We start from the raw sequence: 20,230 nt of genomic DNA, 5'->3' as shown, positions 1-20,230 counted from the left end.
AAAGCATCCGGCGAAGCGGGGGCGGCTTCCCCTACTCCACCCCCGCTTCCAGCAGGTCGTGCAGAATGCGGGCCGTCATCCCCCACACGCGTACGCCCTGGGGAAAATACTCGTACATGGGGTAGCTGCGGCCATCCGGCAGGGTGCGGGTGGTGGGCGGAGCCGCCGTAGCACGCAGTTCGTCCAGCGTGCACAGCAGCAGCCGGTCCACCTCGCCACTCAGGGCAAATTTTGCTGGGGGTTGGAAGCGGGCCAGCACCGGGGTCACGTGAAAGCCCAGCGGGGTGAACACATCGTCCAGCTCGCCCAGCAAGGTCACTTGCTGCGGAGGCAATCCCACCTCTTCCCAGGCTTCCCGCAGCGCCGCTTGAGTGGGCGTCTCCCCCACTTCCAGCTTGCCACCCGCAAAAGCCACCTGCCCCTGGTGGGTGGGCAGGTCTGCCGAGCGCACCGTCAGCAGCAGCCGTGCTGGCCGCTCCAGCGACAACGCGGCCAGCACAGCGGCGCGGCGGAATTCGGGCAGCTCCAGCCCCTGCCGGGCGCGGCGGGCCACCCAGGCGGCCCAGGGGTCGGCAGCCGGGTCGTACAGCAGCGATTCGTCCAGCGGGTCGGGCACCCGCTCAGTCACGGCTGGCCCCGGGAAGCGTGCGGGCCGTGTGGTCCCGCAGCGCCAGTTCAGGGTTGACGCCCGCCGCCCGCGCCCAGGCCACAGCGGCGGCCAGGACTGCGCCTATCCCCTCCGCCGTCTCCGGGGCTTCCTCAATGGCACGGAGCAGGGAGGCGCGGCTTCCGGCAGCCACGCCGGTTTTCTTCTGGACCTGCCGCTCACGTTCCAGCGCTCCTAAGCCAGCTGGAATCTGCTCGGCCAGGGTCGGCTCACGCCCGCCACGTTCTTCGCGCTTGACCTGCTCCCACACGCCCAGCACCTCGCCCGCCTGGTTCAGCTGTGGGTGTCCCCCAAACACATGCGGATGACGCCGGACCATCTTGTCCACGATGCTGCGCTCAATGTCCGCGTAGCCGAACGTGCCTGCCTCCTCGGCAATGACCGCGTGAAAAGCCACTTGCAGCAGCACGTCACCCAGCTCGCTGCATAGCTCGGCAGGGCCCTGCGCTACGGCATCCACAGCCTCAGCCGCTTCTTCTAGCAGGTAGGGCCGCAGCGACTCGTGGGTCTGCTCGCGGTCCCAGGGGCAACCGTCTGGGGCACGCAGCCGGCGCATGGTGGTCAGCAACTCTTGCATTTCCTTATGGTAAGCCCTGGCATGGGAACGCGCTGTGCCGGCAGCAACGGCAAATCGCCAGATTCAGCGGGCTTTCATACCCCGTCAGGTTATGCATGCGACACTCGGGGTCATGAAGAAGACCCTGTCTGCCGTGGCCCTGGCCACCCTGTCGATTCTGCCCGCCGCCCACGCCCAGGGCGCAAACTGGGGCGGCATCAACCCAGCCACCGCCACCTACGTCATCCTGAGCCCGCAGATCAGCGGCAACCGCAGCCTGGTCAGCGCGGGCGACTATCAAACGGTGGTCAAAGCCCTCGCCACCGACTCGGCTGGGGCCATCAAACGCCGCTACCCTAAGGCCACCATCGCCACCGACCCGGCCACCCCAGGAGCCATCCGTGTGACGCCCAGCCTGACTGCACCGGGTGCCCTGCTGCCCTGGGCCAAGTTCTCGGCGGGCCTCAGCCTGAAGCTGCCGAGCGGTCAGGTGGTCAACGTGCAGCAGAACTTCGGCGTGCTGGAGGTGTACAACCACCGCGCCAACGCCGCCAACTACATCTTCGACCAGCTTGCCAAGCAGCTGCCGTAAGGACAGCAGGACGGAAGCACAAGGACGCTTCCACTGCGCCCACCCGCCACGCTCCCCTATGGGGGCGTTTTTCTGTGCCGCACCCTGTCTCGCCCTTTCTGCCCCTGCCCACCCTTTGCCCCGAGTCCCCGCGCTAGGCTCAGCACATGAACAAGACATCCATTGGAACAGGCAAAAGCGCATTCGTGACCGGAGCCAGCAAGGGCATCGGCTACGCCGTGGCGCAGGCGCTGGCCGGAGCGGGCTATCAGGTGACCATCACCAGCCGCAATGAGCAAGAAGTGACTGGAGCCGCCGAGCAGATTGGAAGCAGCGTGCGCGGGGTGGTGTGCGACGTGCGTGACCCCAAAGCCCTGCAACAAGCGGTGGATGAGCATGTGAGTGCCTTTGGCGGGCTGGACGTGCTGTTCGTGAATGCGGGCGTGGGCCACTTCTCCAACGTCAAGGACATGAGCGTGGAGGACTGGGACACCGTGCTCGACACCAACCTCAGCGGTGCGTTCTACACGGTCAAAGCAGCGCTGCCTGCGCTGACCCAGAGCGCCAACAACGGCGGCGGCTACATCTTCTTGCTGTCCAGCCTGGCGGGCAAAAATCCCTTTGCGGGCGGCGCGGCCTATAACGCCAGCAAATTCGGCATGAACGGCCTGAGCGAAGTGCTGATGCTGGACCTGCGCGAAGACGACATCAAGGTGACGCAGTTCATGCCCGGCAGCGTGGCGACCTACTTTAACGGCCACACCCCCAGCGAGGCCGACGCCTGGAAGATTCAGCCTGAAGACATCGCCCAGCTGACGGTGGACCTGCTGGAAATGCCGCGCCGCACCCTGCCCAGCCGGGTCGAAGTGCGCCCCAGCCGCCCCGCGAAGAAATAAGGAAGTCAACGGCAAATAAGGTAGCCACAGGGCAGAGGGAATCCAAAGTGGACCCTTTTGCCCTTTTTTCATTGCTGCGTTGTACCGCCCCGCCGCTGAACCCGGTCCAGCGTCACGGCGGGCACCACGCCCGACCCGTTAAACTGGACCGTATGACTCAAGATTCCCCCTTTACCTCCGAACGCCCGCTGCGGGTGGCGGTCATCGGCTCTGGCCCCAGCGGTATCTACTCGGCTGAGAGTCTGATCAAGCAAACCGAAGTGCCCACCGAGGTGGACATCTATGACCGCCTGCCCACCCCTTACGGCCTAGTGCGCTACGGCGTGGCCCCCGACCACCTGACCATCAAGAGCGTAACCAAAGCGTTTGAAAAGACCCTGAACGATGACCGGGTGCGTTTCCTGGGCAATGTGGAGCTTGGCCGCGACCTGAGCCGCGAACAGTTGCTGGAACACTACGACGCAGTCATCTACGCAGTGGGGGCCAGCAGTGACCGCCGCCTGGGCATTCCCGGCGAAGACCTTGAGGGCTCAATCAGCGCCACCGAGTTCGTGGCCTGGTACAACGGCCACCCCGACGCCGCCACGCGGAATCTGGACCTCAGCCGGGTGGAAGGCGTGGCTGTGATTGGTGTAGGCAACGTGGCCCTGGACGTGAGCCGCATCCTCGCCAAGACGGCAGATGAGCTGCACACTTCTGACATTGCCGGGCACGCGCTGGACATGCTGCGCGGCAGCGGCGTGAGGGACGTGTATGTCATGGGCCGCCGGGGACCGGCGCAGGCCAAGTTCACCACCAAAGAACTGCGTGAATTTGGCGAGTTGGACGCCGCCAATGTCCGTCTGCGCCCCGAAGAAATACAGGTCAGCGAGGCCGAGGAAGCCGCCATCACCGACAACGTGGTGAAAAAGAATCTGGAAGTGCTGCGCGGCTTTGGCGAGTTGGAGGCACGGGACGTGCCGCGCACGGTCCACTTCCGCTTTCTGGTGTCGCCCACCGAAATCCTGGGCGATGAGCAGGGCCGCGTACGGGCCATCCGGGTCGAGAAAAACCGCCTGACAGAAAGCGGGGGCGCAGAGGGCACCGGCGAATTTGAAGAACTTCCGGTGCAGCTGGTGCTGCGCTCGGTGGGCTACAAAGGCGTGCCACTGCCGGGCGTGCCCTTTGACGAGCGGGCAGGCACCATCACCAACGAGGGCGGGCGTGTGACTGGCGGCGCAGGCGAATACACAGCAGGCTGGATCAAACGCGGCCCCAGCGGTGTGATTGGCACCAACCGCAAATGCGCTGCCGACACCGTGAACCTGCTCCTTCAGGACGCGAGCAGCGGAGCCCTCCCTCCCCGCGCGGGAAGCCGCGAAGCACTGGACGCACAGCTGGCCCAGCTTCCGGTCTACACCTTTGAGGACTGGCAGGTGCTGGACCAGCATGAGCAGGCGAGCGGCGGCGCTGCAGGCCGCCCCCGCCACAAAGTCGTCCACTTAGAAGAGATGCTGACGCACCGCCGAGGCTGAACGCCGGACGGAAAAAGGAGGCCGCCACGGGAATACCTCTGTGGCAGCCTCTCTTTTTTTTACTTCATCTGTGGCTTCATCTCTGGTTCAAGGCAGATCAGTTCAGCTCGGCCTGGTGAGCGCGGGGACGCAGGCCCTCACGGTCAATCAGTGCGCCCACCTGCTGGCAGCGGCAGGAGCGCGAGCGGCACAGCAGCGCTTTGGGATCCGCTTGAAGCAGGGTCACGGCGCGGTCTACCAGGTCACGCAGCGGGTACAGTTGCAGCGTAGACTGCCCCACCCGGACCACGCTGGCAAGGTCGTGGACATACGGCGCAAGGTTGCCAAAATCCGCCGAGCAGTTGGGAAACGCCATCTCGGCCACAGCTCCATTCAGCTCCGCCCAGCGGCTCAGGTACGGCACCCCGGCCAGGTACTCGCCGTAGTGAATGGCCGTGTTGCTGTCCCAGTCGGTGCCGACCATCAGCGAGTAACCGCCCAGTTCATAGAGCGCCCCCACCGGCCCGTACGGCTGGCCCAGCGACTGCCGCCGGGTCACGTACTCGGCCTGCTCCCCCAGCGCCACAAAGCTCAGGGTGGGATGAAAGGAACGCTGCGCAGCTGCCCGCTCGACCATTTCCTGCGGAAGCCGTCCCAGCTCGCGGCTCACCCGCCGGTCCCGCGTGAAGCGGGCGTGAACCGGGTCGGTGGGGCGGTACAGCATGGTGGCGTAAGTAAAAGCCGGAGCGGCCAGGGTGGCCGTGCGGGCGGCCAGCACATCCACCAAGGTGCGTGCGCCGCCTTCTAGCCGTCCGAACGACCGCAACGATGCATGCGCCAGCACATGCTGGGTGCCGTCCAGCCCCAGTTTGGCAAGGCCAGCGTCCAGCTCGGCGGCAGCCACGGCGGATTTGTTCATCAAGTTAAACACAGACTCCAATCTTAGGACATCTCCAACAAAAAAACCCCGGCCAGCAAGGCCGGAGTTCGCGCCAGGCCGTCTTACTTCACGAACAGCATCTGGCGGTAGGTGGGCAGCGTCCAGCGCTCATCGCTCACCAAGCGCTCCAGGCCGTCAGCCACGCGGCGCACCTTCAGCATGGCGGGCAGCACCCGGTCACGCACATGGAAGGCTTTGTCGTGGGCGGCCTCGCCTCCCAGCTCTGCATTCTGCTGGCGCAGCTCCTGAAGAGCTTCATACAGTTCGTCGGTCAGGCCTTCCATCTCGGCAATCAGGGCTTTGACAGCGCGGCTTTCGCCCGAGGCGTACAGGTCACGCAGGTAGTTCAGGGTGTCGGGAAGCAGCACCGTCTGGGCAATGGTTTCGGTCAGCTCACCTTCGATGTTTACCGTCTTGAAGTAAATGTCGAACATGATTTCCTGCCGGGCTTCCAGTTCGCGCTCATTCAGCACGCCGTGGCGGGCAAACAACTCTACATTCTTGGGGCTGGTCAGGTGCGGAAAAGCGTCCAGGCTGGTCCGCAGGTTCAGCAGGCCGCGCTCAAATTCGGCCTCCCGGTGCCAGGCTTCATCGTAGCCGTCCCCGTCGAACAGCACCCGCTTGTGCTGCGTGTAGACCTCCCGGAAAATCTCGCCCACGGCTTTGTCCAGGTCCATCCCATCGTCCAGGTGGGCCCTCAGCCGCTCCGTGAGCTGCGCTACGCCGTCTGCCATAATCAGGTTCATCACCGTGATGGGCAGCGAAATGCTCTGTGAGGAGCCGGGCGCGCGGAACTCGAACTTGTTGCCCGTAAAGGCAAACGGACTGGTGCGGTTGCGGTCCCCAGCGTGACGGGGAATGTTCGGCAGCACGGCGCTGCCCATGCCCAGCAGGCCCTTTTTCTCGCCGCGCCCACCCTCACCGCTCTCAATGCGCTGGAAAATCTCGGTTAGCTCACTGCCGAAGAACATCGAAATGATGGCGGGCGGCGCTTCCTGTGCTCCCAGGCGGTGATCGTTGCTCGCACTCGCCACGCTGATACGCAGCAAGTCCTGGTGATCGTCCACCGCTTTGATGGCGGCAGCGCAGAAGAACAGAAATTGCAGGTTCTCGTGCGGGGTTTCGCCAGGCTCGAACAGGTTTTCCCCGGCATTGGTGGACATGCTCCAGTTGCAGTGCTTGCCCGAGCCGTTCATGCCGGAAAAGGGTTTTTCGTGCAGCAGGGCCACCAGACCGTGGCGGCGCGCGGTGCTCTGCACAATCTGCATACTCAGCTGCTGATGGTCGGCAGCCACATTGGAATCCTCGAACACCGGGGCCAGCTCGAACTGGCCGGGCGCGACTTCCTTGTGACGGGTTTTGACGGGGATACCCAGGGCGTACAGCTGCGCCTCGACATCACTCATGAAGTTCAGCACCCGGTCAGGGATGTTGCCGAAATAGTGGTCTTCCAGCTCCTGCCCACGCGGAGGCTTGGCTCCAAACAGGGTTCGGCCCGCCATGACGAGGTCGGGGCGCTGGTAGTAGAACTGCTCATCAATCAGGAAGTATTCCTGCTCCGCACCCAGCGTGGAGCCGACGCGGGTTCCAGCAGAAGCACCGAACAGTTGCAGCGCGGGCACCACGGCGCGGTTGAGCGCTTCACTGGAGCGCAGCAGCGGAGTTTTCTGGTCCAGCGCTTCACCGTTCCACGAGGCAAAAATAGCCGGAATGCACAGCGTGGCTCCCGCTGCGTGGCGCAGGATAAACGCCGGGCTGGTCGGGTCCCACACCGTGTAGCCACGGGCCTCGAAAGTGGCACGCAGGCCGCCCGAAGGAAAAGACGAGGCGTCAGGTTCTGCCTGAATCAGTTCGCTGCCACTAAAGGTAGAAATGACTTTGCCGTCACCCACTGGCGTGAGAAAGGAGTCATGCTTCTCGGCAGTAGAGCCGGTCATTGGCTGGAACCAGTGGGTGTAATGGCTGGCCCCACGCTCCATGGCCCAGTTCTTCATCGCCAGCGCCACGGTGTCGGCAATGCCCGCATCCAGGTCTGCGCCACGCTCAAACGTCGCCTGCAAGCTCTTAAACACCGGCTTGCTCAGGCGGCTGCGCAGGTCATCCAACGTCAGCACATCGCTGGCATAGACCTCATCAATCAGCTGGCGAGGTGAGGGTAGGTCACGCACATTGTTCTGACGGGAAGCGGAAATGACACTGAAATCTTTATCCATGGGTGACTCCTCTTCATTCGCCGGGGCCGGCCTCTTCAATGCAGGAAGAGGCAGCAGACCAGCTTCACTTTTGAAATTGCCCGGCTCCGCAGAGCCAGCAAAATTCAAGGCCACAGTATAGAGACGCATAAACTTTCAGGAAACAGGCCAGCGTACGGTGCGCCGACCCAGCGACTGCTACACTAAAAGACCTTCTACTGAACATTTGCTGCCTGGGAGGGTGCTCCGTCCCATCAGGACTTTGCCGGTATCCCGGCCTGTAGCGCACCCAGCTCGCGGCTGACCTGCGCCCGCAGTTCCTCCAGCGTGCCCGTATTCTCAATCACGGTGTCGGCCCTGGCCCGCTTGCGCTCTGGAGACCACTGCGCTGCTTCACGGGCCAGCACCTGTTCGCGGCTCAGGCCACTGCGCTCCAGCAGACGCTGCACGCGCAGCTCTCTGGGGGCGTCCACCACCCACACGGCGTCCATTCCCGCGTCCAGGCCCTTTTCAAACAGCAGCGGAATATCCTGGACCACCCAGCTTTCGCCGCGCTCTGCCGCCGCCCGCAGGGCCGCAGCTGTAGCGGTACGGATCCGGGGATGGGTCAGCGCTTCAAGCTGCGCCAGTTGGGTCGGGTCGCCAAATACGCGGGCGGCCAGGGCAGCGCGGTCCAGCTGCGTCGCCCCCCCCTGGCCGCTGACCACGTCCGGCCACAGGGCAGCCAGCTCGGCCAGCACTGCCGGTTCAGCAGTCACCTGCCGGGCCAGGGCATCGGCGTCAATCACGGTGAGGCCCGCTTCACGCAGCAGCGCCGCCACGGTACTTTTGCCCGCGCCGATGCTGCCGGTCAGCCCCAGGCGGCGCGGCAAGGCGTAAACTCCTTCCCCCTGGGCCTGGGCTGGGCTCACTGACCGCTGCCCGACGCAGCGGGACTGGTGGCCGAGCTGCTGGCCGTGGCCGGTCCAGGCGGCGCACTCTGCCCGGAAGCGGCGGGCAGGTCCGGCGAGTAGGAGGGCAGGTCAGCCGTATTGATGCGCCGCATAATCACCTGCTCAGGTGGGGTGAACTCAGTCGCCAGCTTGCCAGTGCGCTGGTCAAGCCCCACCAGCTCAGTGGAGTTGGGGTCGGAAGGTGACCACTCCGCCTCGGTGTAGCGGGCTCCCTGAGCAGGCAGGGTCTGACCTTCCACGTCGGTGGCCGCGTCCTGATAGCTGGGATCGATGTAGGCGAACTTGACCTTGGGCATCCACTGCTGATCCGGGTGATCCGCGAACAGAATGCCCGGCGGCTGCTGGTACTCGGTCTTGGTCTTGCCCGCGTGGGCGACTTCCATCATGCGCTTCCAGATGGGCGTATTGATCACGCCCGAGTAGGAGTTGATGGGCATGTCACCGCCCTCCTGCTTACCGACCCATACAGCGCCGGTATACAGCGGCGTGGTGCCGACAAACCACAGGTCTTTGGGGCCGTTACTGGTTCCGGTCTTGCCCGCTACGGACCACTCTCCGAATTTGGCCCCGCTGGCCAGACCGCCCTGCTCGGACTTGAGATCATTGACCACGCCCCGGATCATGTCCAGGCCCAAGTAAGCCACTTGCGGCGACCAGACCCGCACCGGCTTGATGTTCTCGGTGCTGGCGTCGTAGAGCACTTCACCGCGTGCAGTGGTGACTTTGGTGATGTAGCGCGGCTTGTAGTACACGCCGCCATTGACAAAGGGAGCGTAGGCCGCTGCCATATTGACCGGCGTGGTCTCAATGGCACCCAGTGCGGCGGCCAGTCCCGTGCCGTCGCTGGGCGGAATACCCAGCTCACCCAGCTTCCCGAAGAATTTCTCCAGGCCCACCCGGTCAGCCAGGCGCACCGTGACGAGGTTCAGTGAGCGGTCCAGCGCCTCGCGGATGGTCATGTTGCGGAACGTGGTGGCCCCTTCAAAGTTCTGCGGGCTATACACGCCACCTCTACAGGTGTCACACGGGAACGACACCGGGCGGTCTTCCTCACGGTGATCCTGCCGCAGTCCACTTTGCAGGCCCACGGTGTACAGCAGCGGCTTGATGGTTGAACCGATTTGCCGCTGGCCCTGCGCGGCATTGTTCCAGTCGGGCACGGGCTCGCCCTCGCGGATTTTCTGGCCGATCATGCCCAGCACCTGGCCGCTATAAGGGTCCATGATGATGGCCCCCAGCGTCGCGCCGTAGGGCAGCCCCCGCGCCTCACGGCTGGCAATCTCTACCGCGTTTTGCACGTTCATGTCCAGGGTGGTGTACACCCGCAGGCCCCCGGAGCCGTAGACCTTGTCGCGTCCCAGCAAACTGATCAGCTCCTGCTCCACTTGCTGGGTGAAGTGTGGAGCGCGGTTGGTGGTCACGTCACGCAGCTCTTTGGCTTTGGCGTCGACCAGCTCAGCACTCGCCACTTCGCCGGGGCTGGCGTACTGCACCTTCCAGCCCTTGGGCTGCACCTTCTCGGCCAGCGCGGCTTGGTGCTGCTGCGGGGTGATCCAGCCGTCTTGCTCCATCCGCCCGAGCAGCACTTTCATCAGGCCGTACGACTGCTCGAAATCTTTGTAGCGCTTGGCTGGGTTGGGAATAATCACTGTGAGGTAGGCGCTCTCGGCCAGCGACAGGTCACGCGGCGCTTTGCCGAAGTACGCCTGGGCTGCCGAATACACGCCGTACAGCTCCACCGGGCCGCCGTCGCCCCAGTAGATGGCATTCAGATAATTCTGAAGCACTTCTTCTTTGGTAAAGGAGCGCTCGACCTGCACGCTGAGCATCCATTCTTTGGCCTTGCGGTCAGCCGTCACTGCGCCGCCGAACTCCTCCCACAGCAGGGTATTTTTGATCAGCTGGTTGGTGAGGGTACTGCCGCCCTGCACGTCCTTGCCCTGGGAGATGCGCTGCACTTGCCGGGCGATGCCGTACGGGTCCAGGCCGTAGTGCTCAAAAAAGCGCCGGTCCTCGTTGGAAATCACCGCCGCAGTCATAAAAGGGCTGATTTCGTTCAGGCGCACCAGCGTGCGGCTGACCTTCTGCTCCCCGATGCGGGGAATCAGGCTGCCCAGCGGAGTGCCGTCACGCGAAAATACGCGCGTCTCCGCACCCAGGGTCAGGCTGTCCAGCTCGCGGTAGTCGGGCAGTTCGCCTGCCCACTTCATGGCAAAAGCCCCTGCCAACCCGGCCCCGGCCAGCACCAACGCCAGCACCAACGAAAAGAAGAATTTCAGAAATTTGCCCAACAGTATCAAGTGTGTTCTCCCTTATTTCGCTGCCCTGCATGTCGCTGCGGTGCGCTGAGTCTCGCTGCTCTGGACCTCGCCCTAGGCTCAGTCCTGTGCAGGTTCGCGGCCAGGCCGCCCGCCCGCTTTCCAGCAGCGCCGCGCTTCAGCGCAGTTGTTCAGTGCAGTTTACCCTCCCATGCTGCGCGGCTGGTTAGAGGGGCGGGAAAGCGGCACTCTGGGCGGCACTCTTCACGCCTGCCGCAGCCATCACATCACTGCTGGGGTTCGCCGGGCTGCACCTGTGCCTGCGCTTCGGCGCGGGCAGCGAGGGTCTGATCGCGCAGTTCGCGGCGCAGCACTTTGCCCACTGCTGTCTTGGGCAGTTCTTGGCGCACTTCCACCGAGCGCGGCGCTTTGTAGGGGCTAAGGTGCCGCCGGCAATACTGAATCAGGTCGTCCTCACTGGCGCTCTGACCTTCCTTAAACACCACAGCTGCGTGAACCGACTCGCCCCGGTACTCGTCAGGCACGCCCACCACCGCCGCCTCCAGCACGGCAGGGTGGGCGTACAGCACTTCTTCTACCTCGCGGGGGTAGATGTTGTAGCCACTGGCGATAATCAGGTCCTTTTTGCGGTCCACGATATAGAAAAAGCCGTCTGCGTCCATGCGGGCGATGTCGCCGGTCAGTAGCCAAGTCTGCCCGCCATACTCGCGCAGCGTTTTGGCCGTTTCGTCGGGGCGCTGCCAGTAGCCTTTCATCACCATCGGGCCGCTGACCCACAGCTCGCCCACTTCACCCAGAGCAGCGGGCTGCCCATCTTCGCCCATGATCAGGGCGTCCGCGCCAGGCAGGGGCAGGCCAATGGAGCCTTCCCGCTGCTCACTCATCACGGGATTGACATGGGTAATCGGGCTGGCCTCAGTCAGGCCGTAGCCTTCGACCAGGTTGGCCCCACGGGTGATTTCCTTGAAGGCGCGGGCCGTCTCCAGCGGCAAAGACGCACTGCCACTGATGCACGCCCGAATGGAAGTCAGGTCGTGCTTGGGAGTATCCGGATGGTGGTTGATGGCGTTATAGAGCGTGGGCACCGCCGGAAACAGCGTAGGCTTGACCCGGTCAATTTCGGCCAGCACCATCCCCAGGTCACGCGGATTGGGAATCAGGACAGTGTGGCCTGCGCCCAGCATATTGAGGTTCATAGAGGCGGTCATGCCGTAGACATGGAAATACGGAATGGCCCCCAGTCCGATTTCCTCGCCCATCTTGAGGTCACTCAGCCAGGACCAGGCCTGCTCAGCGTTGGCCATCAGGTTGCGGTGGGTCAGCATGGCCCCTTTGGGGACGCCGGTGGTCCCGCCGGTGTACTGAAGCAGCGCGGTGTCATCGGGGTGCAGCGTGACGGGAGCTGGGGCAGGCTTCTGAGAAGCAATGACCTCTTTGAGCGGCAAAAGCTTGTCGGTCCAGCGCACCGGCACATAATCGCCGTCCAGCCGCTGCTTGATGGGATACAGCAGGTTCTTGGGAAAGGGCAAGGCGTCCTGCACGCGGGCCACCAGCACCCGCTCCACCGGCACCTCGAAACGGACATCAAAGTAGCGCGGAAGCAGCGAATCCAAAATGATCAGGGTGGTGGCCCCGGAATCCACCAGCTGATGCTTGAGCTCGCTGGCCACATACAGCGGGCTGGTATTGACCACCACTGCGCCTGCCAACAGCGACCCATAAAAGGAGACCACGAACTGCGGCAGGTTGGGCAGCATCACCGCGACCCGGTCCCCCGGCTTCACTCCTGACTTTTGCAGGGCAGTGGCCAGCTGCTGCACCTGCCGCCACAGCTGCGCGTAGGTCAGCGTGGCTCCCAGAAAGGACACAGCGGGGCGCGCTCCGTAGTCGCGGGCATGGTCACGCAGCAAGTCGGGCAACACCCGGTTGGACGCCACAAAGTCATGCGGCACGCCAGGCTCATAGCGGGCGGTCCAGGGGCGGGACAGGTAGGTTTGAGCGTGGTCTTGGGTCATTTTCTTCCTTTCGGAAAATGCCACTGACATCAGCCGCAGCGGCATTTTTCAGTGCAGCGGGGGGGCAGGGCCGAACACACGCCTGAGCACGGTTTTTATGAGTTATTTGAACTCAGTATAAGCACATTTTCAAATTTGACAAACTGTCATCTGACTGCGGCACGCTCTGGCACAGACTGGGCCAGATGAATTACGCTCGGCACTATGACCGACCTTGCCACCGATTCTGCGCCCGCTGCGGCCTACCGCTCGCTGCTTCCCGACGATTATGCGGCCCTGGCCGAATTGGACTTGGCCGCCCAGCTCGAACTGGACCCCGGTTTCGCAGAGCGGCCAGAGCGCGAGCGTGAAGGCCGCCTGAGCACCAGCCTGGGGGCGCTGAAGTTCTATGAGCGCACTGACCATTCCTTTGCGGCGGTGCGGGCAGGGGCCCTGGCTGGCATGGTCCTGGCCCAGAGTGTGTGGCAGGGTGACAAGCCGATTGTGCTGGTCCGTACGCTGCTCACCGACCCAGGCCTGCCCGAAGCTCTGCGGGCAGAAATTTACAGTGGTTTGCTGCGTGCCCTGTTCAAGAGCGCCTATGACACCGCCGTCTATGAGGTTCACTTCGTGCCGCACCGCCGCTGGCCGCTGGCTCCAGACCTGGGCGACATACGCCGGCTGGGAGACTACGGCGTGCGCTACCTGGGCAGCCGCGAGGAGACTGCGCTCCCTGGCTCAACGGAGTTCTCTATCTAAACAGGATTGCGGGGCTCCCACATTTGACAGAACCCCGCAAGGCCAGCCCCCCTATACTCGGGCCATGACGAACCCCACCCGAGTCCTGCTGGGCGTTCGCGGCATGGACCGCGAAGCCGGAGAACGCGTGGCCGCGCACCTGCTGGCGCTGCCCGGAATCAGCAAAGCGACCCCCGACACCGGCCAGATTGAAGTGCACTACGACCCCAGCCGCTACACCGTGATGGACCTGGTGCGGCAGGTGCGCTCGCAGGGCTTCCTGGCCGGCATGCTCTAAACCGCTATGCTGTAGCGCAATGAGCACCCTGGGATACGTGGGCACCTTGACCCTGCGGCTGGAAATGCCCTGGGTGCGGTCACTCAAGGAAAAGCGGTCACTGGTCAAACCGGTGGTCGAGAAGTTGAAGGTGCGCTTTCCGGTCACTGCCGCCCGCCTGGACGGTCTGGACGCCCACGACTGGGAAGTTATTGCGGTGGTCACGGTCAGCAACGACTACAGCTGGGTCGAAGAAACCCTGCGGCTGGCCGCTGATTTTGTGGCAACGGGTGACTATCAGATCACCGAGGAGTGGACCGACATCACCGCGCTGGAGTAAGGCCCAAGCGGTCCGACCATCCAACACATGGAGCCACCGGAGAAGAACTCTTGCCGGTGGCCTCTGCATTTATGGCTACGGGGCAGCCTGTGACCTACTCGCCCAACTGCCGACTCAGCTCCGTGAAGCCAGCGGGGGCCGGCAGAGTCCGCAGCGCCGATTCTTTGTCGGAGCTGGCCTGCCCGGCGCGGCTGTTCTGGCAATCGTAGCCCAGCTCGGCGGGACGCTGAATCGGCCACACCACAAAGGCGGCGCGGCCAGCAATATCGCTCAGCGGAACAGTGCCAAATGCCCGCGAGTCCTCTGAGCCGTTCACGGTGCGGTTGTCACCCATCACGAAATAGTGGTTCTCAGGCACTGTCAGCTCCAGCTGGTCGGGCATCACGCCCTGCTGCGCCGAGGTGGCCTGATTGGCAAGGGCACTGTCCCGGTCCCAGCAGCCCTGCTCCTGCCAGTAAGCCGTGGTAAAGCTGGCATCCAGCGGCTTGTCGTTGATCCACACGTCGCCGCCCTGAATGCGGATGCGGTCCCCCTCTACCCCGATAATGCGCTTGACCAGATGCGGACGGTAGGTCCACAGCCCATAAAAGTCCTGGCGCAGCGTGGGGACCACTTCGGAAGCGGCCTGCGGCGGCTTGAACACGACGATGTCACCGCGGTCAAACTCGCCCACGCCCAGGCGGTGGAGCCACATCTCGTATTTGGGCACAATCACGCGCTCGCCGTCGCGCAGGTTGGGCATCATGCTGACCCCATCCACCTTGACCATCGTGACGATGAACTGCGTGATCAGCAGGGCAAAAAGCACCGGCTCCAGCCAGTCTTTCCACAGCCTTGCCAGGCCGCTGCGGGCGGCGGGGCGGGCTGAGGTGGCCTGAAGGTGACGCTCCCCAGTCACGCTCTGCGGATATGCCTCGGAAGGGGATTGGGGGGGCTGCCCCTGAGAATCAGTCATGCATGGCCTCTTTCACTGCCCCGCATCTTATACCAAGCGGGCTGCGTCACTGCCCGGCCCTACGGTGGGCGAGTGCGTCCAAATGCTCTAGCATCGCGGCCATGACCCCTCAGACACCGCCCCGCTTTCCTCCCCTGCTCATGCTGCTGGCCGGCATGCTGACCATTCAGGGAGGCGCGGCGATTGCCAAGGGACTGTTCCCTCAGGTCGGGCCGATGGGCACGGCGGGCCTGCGGGTGGTGCTGGCCGCCGCGCTGCTTTCGCTGCTGTTCCGGCCCAACTGGCGCGGTATCACGCCGGCACAGTGGCGGCTGATCGTGCCCTACGGCCTGGCCCTGGGCCTGATGAACCTGGCCTTTTATGCGGCGCTGGCCCGGCTGCCGCTGGGCGTGGCGGTCACAATCGAATTTACCGGGCCGCTGGTGCTGTCGCTGCTGCTGTCACGCCGCCCGGCTGACTTTCTGTGGGTGCTGCTGGCCGCTGCCGGAATTGGCCTGATGGCCCCACGCGGAGACATGCAGGGCCTGGACCCCGTCGGCATCGGCTTTGCGCTGCTGGCCGGGTTCTTCTGGGCGCTGTACATCCTGGCGGGCAGCCGGGTGAGCCGCGAGCTGTCGGGCACCCTCAGCGTGACCACGGGCATGTGGGTGGCCGCCGCCGTCACCCTGCCGTTTGCGCTGGCCGGGGCGGGCACAGGCCTGTTCGCGCCGGGCGTACTGCTGGCAGGGCTGGGCGTGGCCCTGCTCAGCAGCGCCGTGCCCTACACCCTGGAAATGCAGGCGATGAAATTCATCCCCGCCAAAGTGTTTGGGGTGCTGAGCAGCCTGGAACCTGCAATTGCGGCTGTTGCGGGACTGCTGCTGCTAGGCGAAACGCTGACACCAGTGCAGTGGCTGGCCCTCATCGCCGTGATGACAGCGAGCGCAGGGATGACCCTGACCAACCAAAGCCGCGAGCAGCCGGAACCCAGCGCCAACACCCTGCGCTGGCAACGGCGCCGCCGGTGGTTTGAGAGCCTACGTGAGAAGCGGCAAAAGCCGTAGTCTGTCAGCGGGCTCAGCGACGCGGCATGGACGGCGAGGGGTGATTGATCTTGCAAGGATACAGCCCTACAGCCCCCGGAACCCAAACCAGATCACCCGCTACTTTCGCTCCCGCTCCAGCGCCCGCTTGGTCTTGGCTGTCGGAATGTGGCTGGCCGGGTCGTCGGGCCAGGGATGCTTGGGATAGCGGCCCCGCAAGTCCTTGCGCACCTCGAAGTAACCACTCGCCCAGAACGAGCGCAGGTCCTGCGTCACCTGAACCGGGCGGCGGGCTGGCGAAAGCAGATGCAGCAGCACTGGAGTGCGGCCCGCGTTCACTGCGGGCGTGTCTTGCAGACCGAACAGCTCCTGCAACTTGACCGCCAGGACAGGTGGGCCACCGTCCGGGCTGTATTCCAGCCGAATGCGCGAACCGCTGGGCACGGTGAGGTGGGTGGGAGCCAAGTCATCCAGCTGTGACGCCAGCGACCAGGGCAACTGTGCTTGGAGGGCGGGTAACAGGTCCAAGCGGGCCAGCGTCTCGCGGCTGCGAATGCCGCCGAGGAAAGGAGCCAGCCACTCCCCTGCGGTATTCAGCAAGGCGGTGTCCGACAGGTCGGGCCAGTCCTCTTCTGGGCGCCACGCCCGCAGCGAGAGCACCCGGTTTCTGAGCGCCTGGGCTTCGGGGGAAAAGGTAAGCAGGTGCAGCCCTTCGCGAGTAACGGCCGCCGCCACCGCTGCTGCTCCGGCCACCGGGTCGCTGACCGGCAGCGGGCGGGTGTCCAGCACCAGTGCGCCCCGGCGCAGTTCTTCCTGGGCCAGCAGGCGGCCAGTGCGGGCGTCCCACTCGGTGCGGGGCACCCAGGCCGCGCCCGCCAGCAGGTCACGGCGGTGCAGCGGGGCGGCCAGAAAAATGCGGCCTTCTGGCCCCCGGCGGTTACCTTCTGCCGCGCCGTCCAGGTGGGCCACCGCCAGGGCGGGCTCACGGCTCAGGTCGTCGCCGGGCGGCAGCTCGGCTCCTTGCCCACCCGCCAGCAGGAAACGGCCTGCACCTTCTGCACGGGCCACCTCTGCGCGCGCCACCTCTGTACGGGCCAGGGCCACCCGCTCCGGGTAGGCCAGAGCCAGCAGACGGCCCACTGCATAGGGGTCAGCGGGACGGTCATCTGGGGCAGTGTCCAGCAGGCGACGCCACTGCTGCGAGAGTCGTTCGGCTCCGGCCCAGGCCTCCAGCCGCCCGGCTGCGCGGGCCTGCCGGAGCCGGTTAACCTGTTCGGTCAGGTCAGCGCCCTCCTGGCGGGGACCGCGTTCTTCCAGCAGGGCAGCCACGTCGGCGGCCAGGGCCGGATCAGGGGCCGCAGCCAGCAGGTGCGCCAGCCGGGGATGGGTGGGAAAGTGCAGCAAGGCCTGTCCCGCTGGGGTGATGCGCCCGCTGCTATCCAGCGCGTCCAGGCCGCGCAGCAGTTCGCCCGCAGCAGCCCAGGCAGGAGCCGGTGGAACGTCCAACCACTCCAGGGCCCCCGGTTCGGTTACGCCCCAGGCGGCCAGCTCTAGCCGCAGCGGGGCGAGGTCGGCAGCCAGAAGTTCAGGGGGGCGGTCAGCGGCCAGCAGGGCCTGGGTGCGCTCTGGCCACAGGCGGTAGGCCACGCCCGGCCCAGTTCGCCCAGCCCGTCCGGCCCGCTGCTCGGCTTCGGCGCGGGTCACGCGGCCCGTGCGTAGCCCACTTAGGCCAGTGCCGGGATCATACGCCTGAGAGCGGCGCTGGCCGCTGTCCACCACCACCCGCACTCCCTCGATAGTGAGTGACGTTTCGGCAATGGAGGTCGCCAGAATCACCCGCCGGCGTCCTCCGCTGTCTGGCAGCAGGGCGCGGGTTTGCTCGGCTGGGGGAAGATTGCCGTGTAGCGGATACACGGCGGCGTCTACGCCTGCCAGCGCGGCCTGGGCTTCGCGGATTTCGCCCACGCCGGGCAAGAAGGCGAGCACGTCGCCCGTCTCCTCAGTCAGGGCGCGGCGCACGGCAGCGGCCACGGCTGGCCCAGTGCGGCCCGCCGGTTCCTGGGCAGCGTAGCGCAGCTCAACCGGGTAGGCCCGCCCCTCAGAGCGAATCAGTGGCGCATTCAACCGGGCGGGCAAGGACTCGTCCAAGGTGGCCGACATCAGCAGTACGCGCAGGTCGCCCCGCAGCGCCCCCTGCACCTCACGCAGCAGGGCGAGTGCCAGGTCAGCGTTCAGGCTGCGTTCGTGAAACTCGTCAAGGATGACCAACCCCACCCCGGACAGCTCCGGGTCGCGCTGAAGCCGCCGGGTGAGGATCCCCTCGGTGATGACTTCTAGCCGGGTGCGGGCCGACACCCGTGATTCAAAGCGCACCCGGCTGCCCACCGTCTCCCCTACGCTCTCGCCCAGCGAGGCCGCCAGCCGCGCCGCCACCCCGCGCACAGCCACCCGACGCGGTTGCAGCAGCAGCACCTGCTGACCCTCCAGCCAGGGTTCATCCAGCAAATGCAGCGGCAGCGCGGTGGACTTGCCGGCACCGGGGGGGGCTTGCAGCAGCGCCAAAGGATGGGCAGCCAGCGCGGCGCGCAGCTCTGGCAGGGTCTGAAGGGCAGGCAGGGGTTCGATCACAGGGTCAGCACTTTCTAGGAGGGGTGTGAGGCGAGCGCCCCAGTGTCGGTCTGGACAGCATGTGAGTTGCAACTTATCCGGCAGGCTCAGTGAACCACGCCCAGCCACCGCTCAGCGCAGCTCTGGCACAGGTCGCCGTCATGCATCCAGCCCTGGGGACGGCGCTGACCGCACCGCCCACACAGGGCAAAGTAGCGCGGGTCGTGCAGCGCAGCGTGCCGGGCCTGTGTCACCGCCTGAGCACTGGCGTGGGCGGGCAGAGATTGCAGCGGCTCCCAGTGTAGCTGCGGCGTGTGGGGCGTAGGCCAGGACACCACCCCAACTTCCAGCCACAGCACCCCGTCCAGGCTGCGGCCCACCGGCACCAACCGGGTGAAGTCGCGCAGGAGTTCAGGGTCGTTGGGCGCACTGGGCCTACAGGAGACGGGCATGCAGGGAATATTAAAGCAGGTGCAGCACGCCGCGTAGGTCAGACAAAGTGGCGTCAGGGCGCTGGCCGCTCAGCGGGTGGCCGGTGGGGAGCCAGGCCGCCCGCATTCCCACTTGCTGCGGTCCCCAGATGTCGTTGCGGGGCGAATCGCCCACAAACCAGGCGGCGGCTGGGGCGATACCCAGGGCGTCCAGGGCGAGGTGATAGCTGCGCGGGTCAGGCTTGGCCAACCCGACTTCGCCGCTCACCACCACCGCGTCAAAGAAGTCGGCCAGCCCGCAGGCGGCGAGGACCGCCCGCTGCGGCTGCGGCCAACCGTTGGTCACCAATCCCAGCGCCACACCATTTTTCCTTAATTCGCGTAGCACGTTGGCTGCATGAGGCATGGGAGCAGCCTGCTGGACATGTCCCCCAAAGTCATCAAAGAGCACCTGCGAGTCACATTCCAGGCCAAATTCCTGCACCAACTGCGGAAACACCTCCCGCTTGGAGCGGTAGCCGAAATCGTCCAATTCTGCAAAGCGGGCTGCGTACTCCGGCGGCAGCCCAAAGCGGCGCAGGTGGCCTGGCAGCCAGTGCCGTAGCGTGGCGGTGCGGTCGTGCAGGGTGCCGTCCAGGTCGAACAAGGCGGCTTTCACGCTTCGGGAGTGGCCGTGCCTAGCGCGCTCAGGCGGGTGTCTATCTCCTGCACGGCAGCGGCATACTCCGCCCGCTCAAAACAGCTTCGGGCGTTGGTGTACGCGTCCTGGGCCGCCTCAGCACGGTCTTCGGTCTGGGCAAAATCACCCGCCGCCCGCCAGAGGCAGCCCAGCGTGGTGGGGTCGTCCGCCGTGACTGCTTCGGCAAAAGCAGCGGCCAGGGCAGCGTGGGCTTCGCGCTCCTGTCCCAGAGCATGACGGCAGACGGCCAGCTCATAGCCGTTGACGGCGCGTTCCAGGGCCCCCAGGCCCTCGCGCTCTATCAGCTTCTGCTCCTGCTCAAACAGGGCCAGTGCAGCAGCGTGGTCGCCCGCTTCCCGCTCCACCATTCCCAGCTGGTGCAGGAAGCGGTGCGCTCCCGGCTGGCCCTGCGCTCCCTTCCACAGCGCCCGGTACACGGCGCGGGCTTCGTCAAAGCGTCCGGTGAAGGTGTAGGCGTACCCCAGAGCAGTTCGCGCTTCTTCGGAAGGGTCAGTGGCGAGCAGCTCGGCGGCGTCGTCATGGGCTCCCGCTTCGATCAGCTGCCAAGCCTGCCGGGTGGTCGTGGACGGTTCAGGAGTCATGCGGTCAGCTTATCCAGAATGGCGGCTGGACCGCCCTG

19 protein-coding genes are annotated in these 20,230 nt (G+C 65.2%); 7 read left to right on the top strand and 12 right to left on the bottom strand.

What is annotated here, in order from left to right; genetic code table 11:
* Positions 1 to 31: 31 nt before the first annotated feature.
* Together IE158_RS03695 and IE158_RS03690 are read right to left on the bottom strand one after the other, a co-directional pair.
* Complete coding sequence (locus IE158_RS03695) at positions 32 to 628, bottom strand: NUDIX hydrolase (protein ID WP_229838879.1); 597 nt, start codon at positions 626 to 628, stop codon at positions 32 to 34.
* Positions 621 to 1,244, bottom strand: coding sequence for a MazG nucleotide pyrophosphohydrolase domain-containing protein (locus tag IE158_RS03690; protein WP_189642328.1), 624 nt, complete (start codon positions 1,242 to 1,244; stop codon positions 621 to 623). The genes IE158_RS03695 and IE158_RS03690 overlap by 8 nt, the downstream gene beginning before the upstream one ends.
* A gap of 112 nt (positions 1,245 to 1,356) precedes the next feature.
* Between IE158_RS03690 and IE158_RS03685 the strand changes: the two genes are divergently transcribed.
* The 3 genes from IE158_RS03685 (at position 1,357) to IE158_RS03675 (ending at position 4,204) form a co-directional block, all read left to right on the top strand.
* Entirely contained in the window at positions 1,357 to 1,815 is a 459-nt protein-coding gene (locus IE158_RS03685; protein ID WP_189642327.1) for a hypothetical protein, read from the top strand.
* Between the two features lie 146 nt (positions 1,816 to 1,961).
* Positions 1,962 to 2,690 (top strand): SDR family oxidoreductase, encoded by a 729-nt coding sequence (locus IE158_RS03680; RefSeq protein ID WP_189642326.1) that lies wholly within the window; start codon positions 1,962 to 1,964, stop codon positions 2,688 to 2,690.
* A 152-nt stretch (positions 2,691 to 2,842) separates the two neighbouring features.
* Positions 2,843 to 4,204: an FAD-dependent oxidoreductase gene (locus tag IE158_RS03675; protein ID WP_189642325.1), complete on the top strand. Its 1,362-nt coding sequence runs from the start codon at positions 2,843 to 2,845 to the stop codon at positions 4,202 to 4,204.
* A gap of 97 nt (positions 4,205 to 4,301) precedes the next feature.
* Here the strand turns inward: IE158_RS03675 and IE158_RS03670 are convergent, their stop codons facing one another.
* The 5 genes from IE158_RS03670 to IE158_RS03650 form a co-directional block, all read right to left on the bottom strand.
* Positions 4,302 to 5,102, bottom strand: coding sequence for an AAC(3) family N-acetyltransferase (locus tag IE158_RS03670; RefSeq protein ID WP_189642324.1), 801 nt, complete (start codon positions 5,100 to 5,102; stop codon positions 4,302 to 4,304).
* Positions 5,103 to 5,185: 83 nt separating this feature from the next.
* Positions 5,186 to 7,336: a glutamine synthetase III family protein gene (locus tag IE158_RS03665; protein WP_189642323.1), complete on the bottom strand. Its 2,151-nt coding sequence runs from the start codon at positions 7,334 to 7,336 to the stop codon at positions 5,186 to 5,188.
* Between the two features lie 233 nt (positions 7,337 to 7,569).
* Positions 7,570 to 8,187 (bottom strand): dephospho-CoA kinase, encoded by a 618-nt coding sequence (gene coaE / locus IE158_RS03660; protein ID WP_229838878.1) that lies wholly within the window; start codon positions 8,185 to 8,187, stop codon positions 7,570 to 7,572.
* A 35-nt stretch (positions 8,188 to 8,222) separates the two neighbouring features.
* Entirely contained in the window at positions 8,223 to 10,568 is a 2,346-nt protein-coding gene (locus IE158_RS03655) for a transglycosylase domain-containing protein (RefSeq protein WP_189642322.1), read from the bottom strand.
* A gap of 245 nt (positions 10,569 to 10,813) precedes the next feature.
* Positions 10,814 to 12,562 carry a long-chain-fatty-acid--CoA ligase gene (locus IE158_RS03650; protein WP_189642321.1) on the bottom strand — a complete coding sequence of 583 codons (1,749 nt, stop codon included), beginning with the start codon at positions 12,560 to 12,562 and terminating at the stop codon, positions 10,814 to 10,816.
* A 204-nt stretch (positions 12,563 to 12,766) separates the two neighbouring features.
* On the opposite strand from IE158_RS03650, the gene IE158_RS03645 reads away from it, so the two are divergent.
* From IE158_RS03645 to IE158_RS03635, 3 genes are all read left to right on the top strand, one after another.
* Complete coding sequence (locus IE158_RS03645; protein ID WP_189642320.1) at positions 12,767 to 13,300, top strand: DUF1999 domain-containing protein; 534 nt, start codon at positions 12,767 to 12,769, stop codon at positions 13,298 to 13,300.
* Between the two features lie 64 nt (positions 13,301 to 13,364).
* The gene (locus tag IE158_RS03640; protein ID WP_189642319.1) at positions 13,365 to 13,577 is read left to right on the top strand and encodes a heavy-metal-associated domain-containing protein; all 213 of its coding nucleotides are present in this window, start codon (positions 13,365 to 13,367) and stop codon (positions 13,575 to 13,577) included.
* A 19-nt stretch (positions 13,578 to 13,596) separates the two neighbouring features.
* Complete coding sequence (locus tag IE158_RS03635) at positions 13,597 to 13,896, top strand: DUF503 domain-containing protein (protein ID WP_189642318.1); 300 nt, start codon at positions 13,597 to 13,599, stop codon at positions 13,894 to 13,896.
* Positions 13,897 to 13,990: 94 nt separating this feature from the next.
* Here the strand turns inward: IE158_RS03635 and lepB are convergent, their stop codons facing one another.
* Positions 13,991 to 14,851, bottom strand: a complete 861-nt coding sequence (gene lepB / locus IE158_RS03630) for a signal peptidase I (RefSeq protein WP_189642317.1) — start codon at positions 14,849 to 14,851, stop codon at positions 13,991 to 13,993.
* A 101-nt stretch (positions 14,852 to 14,952) separates the two neighbouring features.
* Here lepB and IE158_RS03625 point away from each other — a divergent pair, with 101 nt between their 5' ends.
* On the top strand, positions 14,953 to 15,894 hold the full coding sequence (locus IE158_RS03625; protein WP_189642316.1) for an EamA family transporter: 942 nt from the start codon (positions 14,953 to 14,955) through the stop codon (positions 15,892 to 15,894).
* Between the two features lie 99 nt (positions 15,895 to 15,993).
* Here IE158_RS03625 and hrpB read toward each other — a convergent pair whose 3' ends face one another.
* The 4 genes from hrpB to IE158_RS03605 all read right to left on the bottom strand — a co-directional run bounded on the left by hrpB (position 15,994) and on the right by IE158_RS03605 (position 20,192).
* Positions 15,994 to 18,501, bottom strand: coding sequence for an ATP-dependent helicase HrpB (gene hrpB, locus IE158_RS03620; RefSeq protein WP_229838877.1), 2,508 nt, complete (start codon positions 18,499 to 18,501; stop codon positions 15,994 to 15,996).
* An 86-nt stretch (positions 18,502 to 18,587) separates the two neighbouring features.
* Positions 18,588 to 18,932 carry a hypothetical protein gene (locus IE158_RS03615; RefSeq protein ID WP_189642315.1) on the bottom strand — a complete coding sequence of 115 codons (345 nt, stop codon included), beginning with the start codon at positions 18,930 to 18,932 and terminating at the stop codon, positions 18,588 to 18,590.
* A 10-nt stretch (positions 18,933 to 18,942) separates the two neighbouring features.
* Complete coding sequence (locus tag IE158_RS03610; RefSeq protein ID WP_189642314.1) at positions 18,943 to 19,569, bottom strand: HAD family hydrolase; 627 nt, start codon at positions 19,567 to 19,569, stop codon at positions 18,943 to 18,945.
* On the bottom strand, positions 19,566 to 20,192 hold the full coding sequence (locus tag IE158_RS03605) for a tetratricopeptide repeat protein (RefSeq protein WP_189642313.1): 627 nt from the start codon (positions 20,190 to 20,192) through the stop codon (positions 19,566 to 19,568). The genes IE158_RS03610 and IE158_RS03605 overlap by 4 nt, the downstream gene beginning before the upstream one ends.
* Positions 20,193 to 20,230: the final 38 nt, after the last annotated feature.

This window comes from Deinococcus piscis (genome assembly GCF_014653275.1).
In the GTDB taxonomy this organism is placed as follows: Bacteria; Deinococcota; Deinococci; order Deinococcales; family Deinococcaceae; genus Deinococcus; species Deinococcus piscis.
Note: the sequence above shows the minus strand (reverse complement) of the source record. Positions and strands in the feature narration are given on the sequence as shown.

Bases quoted from the DNA above. Each gene is read 5' to 3' on its own strand.
- IE158_RS03650 (WP_189642321.1), bottom strand. From the start codon at position 12,562: ATGACCCAAGACCACGCTCAAACCTACCTGTCCCGCCCCTGGACCGCC.
- IE158_RS03625 (WP_189642316.1), top strand. From the start codon at position 14,953: ATGACCCCTCAGACACCGCCCCGCTTTCCTCCCCTGCTCATGCTGCTG.
- IE158_RS03670 (WP_189642324.1), bottom strand. From the start codon at position 5,102: ATGAACAAATCCGCCGTGGCTGCCGCCGAGCTGGACGCTGGCCTTGCC.
- IE158_RS03635 (WP_189642318.1), top strand. From the start codon at position 13,597: ATGAGCACCCTGGGATACGTGGGCACCTTGACCCTGCGGCTGGAAATG.
- IE158_RS03665 (WP_189642323.1), bottom strand. From the start codon at position 7,336: ATGGATAAAGATTTCAGTGTCATTTCCGCTTCCCGTCAGAACAATGTG.
- IE158_RS03685 (WP_189642327.1), top strand. From the start codon at position 1,357: ATGAAGAAGACCCTGTCTGCCGTGGCCCTGGCCACCCTGTCGATTCTG.
- IE158_RS03605 (WP_189642313.1), bottom strand. From the start codon at position 20,192: ATGACTCCTGAACCGTCCACGACCACCCGGCAGGCTTGGCAGCTGATC.
- IE158_RS03640 (WP_189642319.1), top strand. From the start codon at position 13,365: ATGACGAACCCCACCCGAGTCCTGCTGGGCGTTCGCGGCATGGACCGC.
- IE158_RS03645 (WP_189642320.1), top strand. From the start codon at position 12,767: ATGACCGACCTTGCCACCGATTCTGCGCCCGCTGCGGCCTACCGCTCG.
- IE158_RS03690 (WP_189642328.1), bottom strand. From the start codon at position 1,244: ATGCAAGAGTTGCTGACCACCATGCGCCGGCTGCGTGCCCCAGACGGT.
- IE158_RS03675 (WP_189642325.1), top strand. From the start codon at position 2,843: ATGACTCAAGATTCCCCCTTTACCTCCGAACGCCCGCTGCGGGTGGCG.
- IE158_RS03615 (WP_189642315.1), bottom strand. From the start codon at position 18,932: ATGCCCGTCTCCTGTAGGCCCAGTGCGCCCAACGACCCTGAACTCCTG.
- IE158_RS03680 (WP_189642326.1), top strand. From the start codon at position 1,962: ATGAACAAGACATCCATTGGAACAGGCAAAAGCGCATTCGTGACCGGA.
- lepB (WP_189642317.1), bottom strand. From the start codon at position 14,851: ATGACTGATTCTCAGGGGCAGCCCCCCCAATCCCCTTCCGAGGCATAT.